This is a genomic window from Brumicola blandensis (assembly GCF_031846165.1).
GTDB lineage: Bacteria > Pseudomonadota > Gammaproteobacteria > Enterobacterales > Alteromonadaceae > Glaciecola > Glaciecola blandensis.
Genome location: NZ_JAVRIE010000010.1, coordinates 15771 through 29099 on the forward strand (window position 1 = coordinate 15771; position 13329 = coordinate 29099).

The window sequence follows — 13329 nt, forward strand, 5'->3', positions numbered from 1 at the left end:
ACCTAAGTTCACAAAACAGTAAGTCGATGACTTTTTTCGTAAAAATTTGGCCTAAGGGCATTTTGCTTATGTACCCACATGCTCAATCATTGCCATCATTTCAATGTGCTTGGTGAAAGGAAACATATCCAAAGCACACATTTTTGAAATCATATAGCCTTTTGGTAAGGCTTGTAAGTCGCGTACAAAACTAGTGGGGTTGCAAGAAACATACACTATTTTTGTAGGGGCCAGTTTGGCAATATTTTGCATAACAGTATGCGCACCGTCTCGCGACGGATCGATTATGAATACCGCGTTTTTTGGCAGTGTTAAACGTTTAATTGCATCGTCTTCACTTAGGTCCGCCACTTCAAATTCACAATTATCAATGTGATTTAGTTGTGCATTATTTCGCGCTTGCTGCACCAAAGCAGGGAGGCCTTCAAATCCTAATACCCGCTTGCACTCGGGCGCAAGTGCAAGAGAGAAGTTACCCGTGCCAGAAAACAAATCTACCAGAGTTTCATTCTTGTTTAACGATAACCACTGCCTAGCTTTTTGAAGCATCTGACTGTTTACAGCGCCATTCACTTGCACAAAGTCATTAGGTTTCACCTGCAATACTGCACGCTCGTCATCTCTAATACTAATTGAAACCTGCTCGCTTTCATGAGGATAAAGACACGACAAGCCCCGCACTTTATCCAGAGTTAATACGCTCACTTTTTGCGCTTCAGCAAACGCAATTAAAGAAGTAAGTGACGCTTGACTCAAATTCTTGGTAAGGTGAAGGCATACTTGCCGCTCGTCAGCACCTTCGGTAAGCGTGATATGACCGACGGCTGCGATACTATCCAAGCCTTTTAAACAGCTAACCAACGCTGGATAAAAAGCTTGCAAACCTTTTGATAACACCAAACATTGCGGAATATCAACAACGTTGTTTGACTGGTTCTGACGAAAGCCGATTTTAATACTTTTTGGGTTTCTCGCGTCTATTGCCAAGCGAGCTCTTCTTCGGTAAGCATTGCTGGTACTGGTAATGTCAGAGCGAATGGCTGGTTCCCATTGTGCAGTTTGACTACCGAACTGGCTTAGATTCTTATCGACGTACGTAGTTAAGCGTTCCTGTTTAGCACTGAGTAAAGCCTCAGCTTTAAAGTCTTGATGAGAACACCCGCCGCAGTCATTTACATATGGACAAAACGGTGTTGTTCGCGCTTCCGTATTTGCGTTAAGGACTTTGAGTATTTTGGCATGCCAGACTTTGGTGTTTTGTGACGTTACGAGGACCTCATAGCGCTCACCAGTAAATCCACCCGCGACAACGACAATAGGTTTGTGCTGCAAACAAATACCATTTCCATGGTGATCCATGACATCAACATTGATAACTAACTTCTGCGGCTTAGTTTCCGCTTTTTTGCGCGTTGCTTTGAAAAATTGGGCCATCGCTTAGCTCTCTAGCACAACAGTGGCGGTTGCATAGTGTTTCTCGTCAGATATCGAAATATGCGAATGTTTCACCCCTTGTTGCTCGAAAAGCGCCAGCAAATGACCGTTCACTTTGAGATAGGGTTGCCCCGTTTCTCGGTGCGCAATTTCTAATTGTTGCCAACTAACGCCATTTCCTATGCCATTACCAATCGCCTTGACTGCTGCTTCTTTCGCAGCAAAACGCTTAGCTAAGAAACGCGCTTGCGAACTCAACTCTACGCTATCTTTATCCGATATTTCGACCTGCTGCCGAGGTCGAATGCGCGGCAAGTCACTTAAGGCCGTATAATCTGCATACTCGTTTGCAGTTAGAATGCGTTTTGCCATTGAATCCGACTTACTGACACTTGCTTGTAAACGTGCAATTTCGACTATATCTGTGCCAATACCAATGATCGCCATATGGTTTCCTTAAAACTCGACAATACGCTTACTAAAAGCCTTGACTACGGGCTTCTTGCATCAGCGCGCGCATATCTCTTACAGCCTTATCCAAGCCATCAAAAGCAGCTCTTGCAATAATGCTATGACCGATATTCAACTCGATTAGTTCAGGAATTGCAGCAATGGGTTTTACATTGTGATAATGCAAACCATGACCTGCGTTAACCTTCAGTCCTAAGCCGTGAGCATACTCGATACCCTCTTTTAGCTTAGCTAATTCACGCAGCGCCTCTTCTTCATTCTTCGCTTCTGCATATTGCCCAGTATGTATTTCAATGTAGGGGGCTTTCGCTGTTGCTGCTGCCTCAATTTGTTGTCTATCGGCGTCAATAAACAAGGAAGCTAAAGTATGCTGTTCCGCTAATTGAGCACAAGCATCGCTGATGCGACTCAAGTTGCCCGCTACGTCCAAGCCGCCTTCTGTTGTCAGTTCTTCTCGTTTCTCTGGTACCAAGCAACAAAATTCCGGAAGTACTTTCGCGGCAATTGCTAGCATCTCATCAGTAACCGCCATTTCAAAATTCAGACGAGTATTAATTGTTTCTTTTAACAGAAATACGTCTTTATCCTTTATGTGCCTGCGATCTTCTCGCAAATGCACTGTAATACCGTCAGCGCCTGCTCTTTCAGCAACATCAGCAGCATGCACAGGGTTTGGATAGTCAGTGCCACGCGCATTGCGTAAAGTGGCAATATGGTCGATATTGACGCCTAATAATATGTTTTGCACTCTCGCACTCCTCACAATTTATGTCTTATTTAGACGAGCTAAAAGTCGTCATACCAAGCTAAGTAGTTGATCTAGGCATAAAAAGTTCACGACTTTTTATAGGTTTATCGCCCAACACGGGTCGAAGTGCTATACGACTAATCAGCTTCGCAGCCTTTAATGAATCTCTATGCCAATTCTCTTGTTTCAAATCAATGATGGCAGCGCCAGATATAGCATGCGTTTGCTGACCATCAGATTCACAAAAGCCAATTTCGTTTAGTAAGGTATAACTTTTATCACTTACAATCGGGCGTTCATTTTGATGGTCGTATTCAAAATCAGGTAAGTAACCCAACTCTTCTAACAGAACGAATTCAAAATTCCGCAAAACCGGTTCCAATTCTGCCAACGTCGCGGCTCGGTTCGATAAGCCCTCGAGATTGCTCAATGTGAGCTCGTACTGCTGAAACAATCGCGTAAACCCCTCAGCCTCTGGCAAAGCACGATTCAAGACTTCATTAACATAAAAGACGCAAAAAAGACTCATTTGGCTCAGCACTGACGAACGCGCATTCGACTCGACTCGGCCAAGATTTCTTAGTTGAGAGCGCCCGCTTAATTCAAAGTTGAGTGATTGCATCGGTTGGAGCAGGCTTTTTTTATCAGACTTCGATGAGCGCGCACCTTTTGCTACTGCGCTCACTCTGCCATTTTGCAAAGTAAAAAAATCAACAATTAAGCTAGTTTCCCGATAGGGTCTGCGGTGCAGGACATAGCCATCGTAAATTTCTTTACTCACTCAGCGCGCCCTAACTGGCTTTAATTCTGACGACTTTCATGGTCTCAAACTCCATGCCAGCAATTTCTTTCATCTCAGGGTAGTAGGTCAGGTTCACGACACCAGCCTGTAGATTTTTATACTTCTTTTTACGCTTAAATATAAATGGCACATCACTGCCTTCAATGAGTAATGTATTTACGTACCAGCCATCTTCTTCTCGTTGCACGTGAGACGTGACTTTGCATAGTTCTGAATGAACTAAATTAGGATGTGTTTCTAATAATTTTTGCAAAGCCGTTTTTCTAGCCATTTATGACATTATTCCTCAATTTTATAGATTTACGCTGATATTTTTTTCTTCACACTAAGCAGCCTGAAGAGCCTGAACCAGTAATTGTACACTGATTTGGCCTCTAAATTCATTAATATCTAAGCGATAAGCCATATTTACCTGTCGAGCTTGCTTATTCGGCCACAAATTCAAATCTACGTTAAAAGCAATTGCATCGAATTCAACTCCATCCTGTGCAACTACCATTTTAAGATGATTTTTCCCTACTATTCGCTGGCTTTTCAGTTGAAACACACCATCAAATAAGGGTTCCTCAAAGGTCTGCCCCCAAGGAACTGAGAGCTTGAGTAAGGAAGCATTTTCGAGTGAAATTTCATGGCTCTTCAGCTCACCATCCGATAACAATACATCTTGCTCTGGTAAACCCTCTGTTGCTTCAGCAATAGCAGCTTCAAACAATGCTGTAAACCTTGCGAGGTTTTCAGTTGCTAAACTTAGACCTGCAGCCATAGCGTGGCCGCCAAATTTGATGATTAAGCCCGGGTTTTGTGCGCTAATATGCTCTAATACATCTCGGATATGTACACCTGGAATTGATCTTGCTGACCCTTTTACTTCTTTCTCGTCTTGCATTGCGAACACGATAGTTGGACGATAGTACTTTTCTTTAATACGTCCAGCGAGGATACCAATAACACCTTGATGATAGTCTTCCTTGTATAAAACGATCCCTGCTGGTACGTCTTTGGCTTGAAAAGCTAAGGACTCTAATGCTTTAATCGCTTCCTCTTGCATTGAGGACTCGATTTCTCTTCGCTCAAGGTTGAGAGCATCTAATCGCGCAGCCATTTGTCGGGCTTGATAATCATCGTCGACTAGTAGGCATTCTATCCCCAGCGACATATCGTCTAAGCGGCCAGCTGCATTTAAACGAGGACCAATGACGAAGCCCAAGTCTGTTGAAGAAATTTTCTGACAGGGTCGGTTAGCAATATCAAGAATAGCCCGGATCCCTGGTCGAGCAATCCCGCTGCGAATGCGCTGCAAACCCTGGTGCACAAGTACGCGATTATTCTTATCTAATGGCACAACATCTGCGACGGTACCTAAAGCGACAATGTCTAAATACTTCGCTAAATTAGGCGTTGGTAAGCCTTGTTGAGTAAACCATTGTTGTTCCTCTAGCTTCGACTTAATAGCTAACATTAAATAAAAAGCAACGCCAACCCCCGCAAGGTTTTTCGACATGAACTCACAGCCAACCTGATTAGGGTTCACGATAGCATCCGCTGCAGGCAAGGTAGCGCCTGGCAAGTGATGATCTGTGACGACAACTTGTAAGCCTCTTTGCTTAGCTGCTTCTACACCCGCTAAACATGAAATACCGTTATCGACAGTAATAATGAACTCAGCGCCCTCTTTTGCCGCAACCTCAACTATCTCAGGACTCAATCCATATCCAAAATCGAAGCGATTCGGCACAAGGTAAGTTACTTTTTGATGGCCAAAGTCACGTAATGACAGCATGCAAATAGCAGTACTTGTCGCGCCATCGGCATCAAAATCACCGATTATGCAGATATTTTTTTCTTGTGTAATCGCTTCAACAATAAGTAAAACTGCTTGCTCCAAGCCTTTCATCTGATTGTAGTGATGTAACTGCTTGAGCTGCGTTTGCACCTGCGCAATATCAGTAACGCCACGGTGACGATAAAGTTTATCTAGTAGCGGTGGCAACGATGCATCAATCGGATTGGGTAGAATTGGCGTGCGTCTTTCTATATGCAATGGTTTGATTTCTCTGCGTGTCGATTTACCTAAAGTCTACCATATTGCAAATAAAAGTATGTATGAGTACGTCGACCAAAAAAGTAAAAAGCCCCATTTTAAATACTCAAAACGAGGCTTACGGTTTGTTGTGACCTTATCGTAATTAGGTAAGGTTGTGCATCGTCATCTAGCCATGCAGATTTTCGTAGATTACTCTCAAGGTGTTATTTAAAGCACGTTTAGTATTTGGCCACGAGATAGAGATGTTATCTACCATGCCTGAACCGCAATCGATATCCATACGACTCACCACATCAAACAAGGCCTCTGCATTCACCTTCTTACCCGTTTGAACCAGCCTTCTAGCACCGCGCAGTATTTCACCGGTGTTGTCTTCCATTACAGCATTGTCAGTAGCTTGGATTGCCTCACTTAACTCATCAATCAATTCATTGAGTGCTGTTGACAGCGAATCCACCTGCCCTTGTTGTTGCAGATATGGCAATAAATCGAACCACATTGTGGGGTTCTCAGGCATTTCCATTTGGGCAATTGGCGACTCTTCAACTGGCTCAGCGCTAGTTTCTTTCTCAATCTGCATTTTTTCTTGTGCTTGCTGCAACTCTTCTTTGTGTGCTGCAACCAATGCATCTTCTTGCTCAGCTAACATCGCCTCATTGCTTTGCAACTGTTGTTGCGCATTCTGTAAGGCTTGCTCTTTATCATCTAACTGCGCTTTACTGTCTTGTAACTCTTGCTCTAACTTCGCAAGCTGATCGGCTAAACCAGATTGGTTGTCTTGCTGTTCGTTCAAGCTTTGCTTACTTTGCGAGTATTCTTGTTGCACAGCTTGCAACTCTGCAGTTAGCTTTTCTTGCATTTCTTGTAGGGCCTGAATACTTTCCTCGCGCCCCATTAAGGTAGCTTGTTGTTCTTCTACTTGTTTCTTAAGCGCAAGTTCTTGCTCTTCCTGTTGCTTGATGCGCGACTCTAACTCTTCTTGCTGCTCTTTGGCATGGTTTAACTCATCGAGGAGTTTTTGCTCTGCCGACTTCGTCTCAGTGGCTTGCGATTCAGCTTGCTGTAACTCTTGCAAGTTACCTTCAAGTTTTTGCTGAAGTGCCTGGTTTTGACTTTCAGCCTCTTGTAAAGCTTGCTGAAGCTGTTTCTTTTGTTCTTCAATTTGTTGCTGCTGAGTACTCCATTGCTCTTCACTACCTTCCAACATTTCACGTTGTTTGGCCGCTCTGCTCTCAACATCTGAAAGCTCAACAGATAACTGTTCTAATTTTTGCTCTTTCTCTAATCTAGCTAATTTCTCTGCCTCAGCCTGCTGTTGGATTTCATCCATTTTACTCTGGGAATTTTCAAGCTCTTGACGCTTAGCTTCAACTTCACGTTTTAATTGCTCTTGATGTGCTTCCCACTGCTTACCAGACTGTTCAAGCTTCTGCTGCTGCTCTTGGCTTTGCTGTTCCATTTCTGCCAGTTCAGCTTGTAACTTATCGAACAACTCTTGCTGACGAACTTTCTCAGCTTTCTCCGCTTCTGTTTGTTGCTTCGCTTCGCTTAGAATATTTTCAGTTTCTAGTAAGCGCTGCTGTTTCGCTTTCAATTCTTCCTGAAGCTTCTGCTGCTGTTCGACACGCTCTTGCTCTACGCGTTTCATTTCTTCAAGTTTCGCTGCGGCATGTTGTTCGGCTTCTGAAAGCTCAGATTGAAGACGCTGCATTTCTTCTTGCTGACGCTGCTTCTCAAGCTTCTCTTGCTCTGCAGCTTGTTTCGCTTCGTCCAATGCACCTTGTGTTTCCTGCAAAATTTTCTGTTTCTCTTCAAGCTCTTGCATTAACTTGCTTTGTTGAGCAGCCATGTCGCCTTTTTCTTGTTTCGACATTTCTTCGAACTTCTGCATTTCATTTTGTAAATGCTCAACATGACGTACTTTGTTGGTGAGTTCGGACTGAGCCATTTTATACGTGTTTTCAATTTCTCTGCGCTGACGCTCAGCTTCTTCACTTGCTTTACGCTGATTGATCAGGGCTTGCTTCAACTTCGCACTGATATCGTCACTACTTTGCAGTTGCGTTTGTAACTCGTTAATTTGTGAACCAACTTCATTAATCTCAGCGTCTTTATCAGTAATAGACTGTTTTAGAGAGTCAATTTGATTCACATAAGCACTCATTTTCTCTTGTTGCTCAGCTTGCTCCTGCTCTAATTGTTGAGAATGGGCTTCACTGGCTTCAAGTTTCTCTTGAGCTTGCTTAAAGTTTTGTTCACTTTGTTGAAGTTGCTCAGAAATTTGATTGCGCTGACCTTGCAAGTTGTTTACTTTTTCAGTCGACGCTTCGAGCTGCTCCGTAAGCGCGTTATTTACTTCTTGCGCTTCACTCAGCAACTCCCTGCTCTTGCTGTACTCTTGTTGTACTTGCTGCAGATTGTCAGTGACGCTTTGATGTTTCTCTTGCAAATTGATGTATTCAATTTTTGCTTCAGAGATTTCATCGTGAGCTTCCTGCAACTTAGTTTCAGTATCTCTTAAGTCTTTTAGCTTACTCGCTAACTGCTCATGGCTGGAACGCAACAACTGTTGTTTCTCCGCCACTTCACGCTCGGCTTCCTTGTGGGCTGTTATCGCTTCCAAGCGTGCTTGATCAGCTTGAATAATTTCTGTTAAGTCGGTCCACAAACACAGGATTGAATCAAACTCTTTACCTTTATAAATCGGGATATAAGTTGCCTGGCATGGGCGTAGTGTTGTACCTACTTTGTGCTCCCAATTAATCGTTTTAGCGCGGCCATCATACTTCACTCGATTGACTATACGTTCTAGTTCGTAAGCATCGCCTTCATCTTTATTCAGATCTTGTGAGTAAGGTGCAAAGCCCCACAAATCATCTTCATTCTCTACGCCAAAGAACTCACAAGCTGATGGATTCAGCCTCGAGAAGCCCTTTTCGTCCAATATCGCCATTGGCATACTGCTATGCTCTAGCAGGCCCTGGAATTTCTGTTGTTGGAATTGCTCGCCAGAACGGTCTGAAATCCAACACACATATTGTTCTTTCTCTTTATCGAAGAGATCAATATGTAGCTCACTCGGATGCATAATATCATTTTTACCGCGCAAGCTGGTGTGGAATGCTCTTAAACGACCTGTTTGATGTAATTGTTTGGCTGCTCTACCCGCTGTATCTGCGTCGTTAAATAACTGATAGAAAGTGCCTTTCTTCAGCTCTTTTTCATTAAGCCCTAAACGCTCTGTCATTGCAGTATTCGCGTGTACAATTTTATCTTCAGAATCAACCGTCGCTACGGCTATAGGTGCAATGTCGAGTAAATTAGAGAAATGCGCCCGTTCACTTTCTAGCTGGCGCTGAGTTTCAGTCAGCAGTGTGAGATCTTGGAACATACCGGCAAAACCTGCTCGGTTGTTTTTGTCATCGCCAAAAGATTGAATCGTTAAGCGTAAGTGCAAGGTTTCACTTGAATCACGCTCGTCACTTGCCGCTCGCAATGCAGGTATCAACTCTTCTTCTGCGCGACTTTCTTTGCCGACACGCCCAGTGAACTCTCTATTTAAAGCGCGCCCGATTGTTAAAGGGGTATCTTTAGGGTTGTGTAAAACATTGATATCTTCAGGTACTAAACCGAGCATATCGAAGCGTTTATTCTTAACTTCAGCCAAGCGCACGCCAAACATTCTTTCAAATGGGCTATTCACTGACACGATGCGACATTCCTCATCCAAAATATAGAGTGGGTGTAAGGACACGTTTAGCAAGGCTTTCACTTTTTGTTCACTTGCATACTGGCGGCGTTCATTCTGGCGCAGCTCAGTTTCATCGGTTACAAGAAGCTTGAACGCTATCGACTTACCTTTCTCATTTTTTGCGGTGCTGATGGCAATGACACGAACCGGAACTTTGCAGTCTATGCCAGAGAAAACACTTTTAAAATCGACTTCATGTTGCTCTTTAGCGAGTTCAAAAGACTGCTTCCAAAAGCTTGCATTATTCGGACAGATAACCTCACTCAGCGCTTCAAAGTCGCCAGAAATAGGTTCTTCATGACCTAACATTGAGGATAAAATATGATTGGTTTCAAAGGTTTCTTTTTCAAAATCAACAGTCATCTGGCCTAGATATAAATGCTCCGTCAGTTCATTCAAGTCTTTCAGCTGAGCAGTACTGGATTTAATAGTAGTTTCATAGTGATCAACATCTTCAACGGAGATAACATAAGCCACACCGTCATACATGCTTTTGTTTTTGATAATTGTCATGCGCAGTGTAATGGTCGAGCTGGGCGCTTTCACAATTAATGTCACTGGCTCATCACTGTCTAGCGCTTTATTGATCCGATCTTTTTCGTTATCACCAAAAAATTGATTGACGGGATGTGTGAGCACTCTACTCTTCTCACGACCTAACAATTTAGCTGCTGTCTGATTTAAATCGATAACATTGCCGCGTAAGCCTATCAGCAATACACCACAATTCAGTTGGTTAAGTAGATCATCTTTGTGCGATAGGACTTCATCATGCAGTTCGATCGTTTTGTCTTTCTTCTTCATCAACACAAAAGCAAAAATCGTTAACACCATGAATAAAACAATAGCGCCAATACCAGCATAGGCAACTAAACTTAATGTCCCCTCATCTTGGCGCGCAAGTTTATCGCCCAAGGCGAACGAAGCTGAGCTAAGCACTAGTAAAGACAGAGTAAAAAACCGCTTCACCAATGTAAAAGTTGAAAGTAGCGACTGCTTTGGCATTGTTGATTGTTCCAATCGAAAATAAAAAGATCCTAGTGAACAAGGTAACGCCTTGGCTGCAACTTAAAAATAGTGCATTAGCATAAAGAGTATAGTAATAAATAACTATAGACGCTTAAATTAGACAAAACGATATCCTAGTAACACTTTTATCGGCCGATTGTTGTAGAATTAAAGTACGTATTAGAGGACTTTGTTCACTTTGATTTGAAATGTAGACTGACTACCACGCCAGACTCGTCGTTTTGATTTTCAATATTAATGGCTGCGCCATGAAAGGTTGCAATCATCTTAGCAATGTATAGTCCTAAGCCAAGATGCACTTGCTCAGTGCTTTGTTCTTTGCGCACTGAAATCATTGAATCCAGTAATTCGTTTTGCATATTTGCTGGCAACAAACTACCCGGATTACTGATATGAATACGAAAATCCTGCTTATTTCCTTTCAATGCAAAGCGAATAGTTGCGTCATTCGCGCTAAACTCAACGGCATTCGCGACAATTTTGTCTAGCATCTGCGCGAACAACTCCGGGGCCCCCATCAAGGAAAGCTCTTCTACGTCACTTTCAAGAATGAATTGGCGTTCAGCATAAGCTAATCGATATCCTTCTACGCAGCCTGACAGCACATCTATCGTATTAAACGTTTCAAGTTCGCTGCTTTGAATCGCTTGCTCAAGGCGAGTGGCCTCACTCATGTTACTGAGAATTTTACTCAAGCGCGTAATACCTTGCTTGGCTCTATCTATGTATGCTTGGTTATCTTCACTGTGAGTTTGCAGAGACAAGTTATCGAGAGATGAGTTAACAATCGCCACCGGCGTTCGCAATTCATGTGACAAACGCGACGCCATGTTTTCTAGGTAGTCATTGTATTGAGCGAGTTTGCCCAACACACTTTTGAAGCTACGACTCAAATCACCTATCTCATCCTGTGTCTCCGACGCTTGAATATCGCTAACGATCTTGCCCGAAGCATCAATAGCGTTTTCAGTATCGTTGCGCAGCTTTCGAATACGTGACGATATACTCGATGCCAGTAAGAATAGCGCGAGCGTACCGAGAATAATCACCGCTAAGAAAAAATGAAATTGCTTTTCTAAGGCGTTATTACGTAAGGTTCTAATGCCATTGGTAGTTTGTTCAACTACCACCGCTCCCATTACTTGTTCATCTATATAGATTGGGTGAGCAGCAGACAAAATGACAGCTTTCTTATCTGAACTAAGCCGCCATAAAGAGCTAGGGGTGCCATCAAGAGCCTCGTCAACTTCTTGCCCTTGCAAGGCAAAGGCGTTCTCAAGATCATCGACGAAATCATTTGGTGGCCGCGTCAGAATTTTATAATACAAAGGAAGCAGCCATTCTTGCTCAAGGTATTGCCACCCACTCGTTGCGTCCGTTTCTGTGGTTTGGCTTTGAAAGCCCTCTGAGCGCTGAATGTCGCCGGAGCGCGCGAGTACTCGCATGTGTTTATCAATCACCCATACCCGAGCATTAGAATACTGAAGTCCTTTTAAAATGCTTTCAATTTCAGGACTGGGCACCAGCACAGTACCTAAGGCATCAGCACTACTCGGGTTGGCGGTGCCGATTGAGTACTTGTTGAACCTTGATTGGGCATCGTCAACATCGCTAATAGCAAATGCAATACTGCTCTGCATCATGGAAACGGGAAAACGTAACTCTATTGCATAGCCGTTCTCATTTGGTTTCCAGTATCCTTGAATTTTTGTTTCGAGGCGTTCTGGCTGATTGTTGTCCTGATTCTGCTGCAATAAGTAGGCATTTACCCAACCTTCTTGCATTGGCGCAATAATATAACGCTGGAAATCTCCTTTCGCGTCAATCATCGCTATTTCAAGGAAATCATTGCGATCTATGCGCAAACTATTACGGGCGCGATATACCAAATTATCATCCTGAACGTCAAACATCGCATATAAAAACCCTTCGTACTCTCCAATCAAGTGACGAAACTGAAGACTCTCGGGTGAATAGGCTTGACGTATGTCGATTAAGTTTTGTTCTCCATACTCGATAGCAAGCGAGCGGAAATCTTCCCAGTCACTCAAATCGCCGTCAAGCTGCACAGGATAGGTTATTTTATGTGCATACAAATCAGTACCGGGCGTGACATCACTCAGAAAAGAAGACTGAACGTCGAAGAGTTTTGGTCGTTCATGCAGAGCCGTCGCCACGGAGCGCGCGGTTCCTACCATGGTCTGCTCTTGGCCAATTCGCAGGTATGCTTCTAACTCCCATACGTACTGGTATCCCAAATAAGGAATAGCAAACAAGAATGAGGAGAATAAAAGGAGTTTAAACCGGAGACCTAGCCGCCATTTAGTCATGACTTACTGAACCTTCCAGCGGTAGCCCATACCATATACTGTTTCAATACGGTCAAAATGTTCATCTAGCTGAACAAACTTCTTTCTTATCCGCTTAATATGCGAGGTAATGGTGGTGTCATCAACAACCATTTTTGAATCATCCATCAATTGTTGGCGACTTTTGACGTGACCGGCGTGCTTCGCAATTGCGTGTAACATCCAGAATTCTGTCACGGTGAGCTCTATTAGAACGTCCTTCCACTTAACTGTCATTCGCTTCTGATCGATAGACAAGTGACCTGAAACAATAAGGTCTGCTTGTTCTAAGGGTTGGTTCATTAATTCTGTACGGCGAAACAATGCAGCGATTCGAGCGAGCAAGTGCGGCAAACTGATATCTTTGGTGAGGTAATCATCAGCCCCCATCCGCAAACCACAAATAGTATCAAAATCGTTATCTCTGGCAGTAAAGAAAATGATTGGCAAGGTTTTGGATTTGCTTCGCAACATTTGACACACGGCAAAACCACCATCAATTTCGTCTTCTAAACCAATATCGATAATGGCTAAGTCAGGCAAAGCTTGTTGAAAAGCAGCTTCTGCTTCTGGCCTGTTTGCGTAGGGGGAAACGTCATAACCCTGTTGATTTAAAGCCGATATATAATTGTCGCGAAGCGCTTTATCATCTTCAACCAGTGCTATCTTCTTTGCCATTTACTGCTCTGTTTTTTGTCTTTT

9 protein-coding genes are annotated in these 13329 nt (G+C 43.3%); all 9 read right to left on the reverse strand.

The features are described 5' to 3' along the window. Positions 1–66 precede the first annotated feature (66 nt). On the reverse strand, positions 67–1434 hold the full coding sequence (gene rlmD / locus RM544_RS17300; protein ID WP_311363081.1) for a 23S rRNA (uracil(1939)-C(5))-methyltransferase RlmD: 1368 nt from the start codon (positions 1432–1434) through the stop codon (positions 67–69). Between the two features lie 3 nt (positions 1435–1437). Continuing rightward, complete coding sequence (acpS, locus tag RM544_RS17305; RefSeq protein ID WP_311363082.1) at positions 1438–1881, reverse strand: holo-ACP synthase; 444 nt, start codon at positions 1879–1881, stop codon at positions 1438–1440. Between the two features lie 31 nt (positions 1882–1912). Next, positions 1913–2653: a pyridoxine 5'-phosphate synthase gene (gene pdxJ / locus RM544_RS17310; protein ID WP_311363083.1), complete on the reverse strand. Its 741-nt coding sequence runs from the start codon at positions 2651–2653 to the stop codon at positions 1913–1915. Between the two features lie 58 nt (positions 2654–2711). Then, positions 2712–3434, reverse strand: coding sequence for a DNA repair protein RecO (gene recO, locus RM544_RS17315; RefSeq protein ID WP_311363084.1), 723 nt, complete (start codon positions 3432–3434; stop codon positions 2712–2714). Positions 3435–3444: 10 nt separating this feature from the next. After that, a complete protein-coding gene (locus tag RM544_RS17320) occupies positions 3445–3726 on the reverse strand; it encodes a hypothetical protein (RefSeq protein WP_311363085.1) in 282 nt (93 codons plus the stop codon). Between the two features lie 54 nt (positions 3727–3780). Then, positions 3781–5496 (reverse strand): single-stranded-DNA-specific exonuclease RecJ, encoded by a 1716-nt coding sequence (gene recJ / locus RM544_RS17325; protein WP_311363086.1) that lies wholly within the window; start codon positions 5494–5496, stop codon positions 3781–3783. A gap of 169 nt (positions 5497–5665) precedes the next feature. Next, positions 5666–10255, reverse strand: a complete 4590-nt coding sequence (locus RM544_RS17330) for a PAS domain-containing protein (protein WP_311363087.1) — start codon at positions 10253–10255, stop codon at positions 5666–5668. A 197-nt stretch (positions 10256–10452) separates the two neighbouring features. Further along, on the reverse strand, positions 10453–12609 hold the full coding sequence (gene pdsS / locus RM544_RS17335) for a proteobacterial dedicated sortase system histidine kinase (RefSeq protein ID WP_311363088.1): 2157 nt from the start codon (positions 12607–12609) through the stop codon (positions 10453–10455). A gap of 3 nt (positions 12610–12612) precedes the next feature. Next, positions 12613–13305: a proteobacterial dedicated sortase system response regulator gene (gene pdsR, locus RM544_RS17340; RefSeq protein WP_311363089.1), complete on the reverse strand. Its 693-nt coding sequence runs from the start codon at positions 13303–13305 to the stop codon at positions 12613–12615. Positions 13306–13329 lie beyond the last annotated feature (24 nt).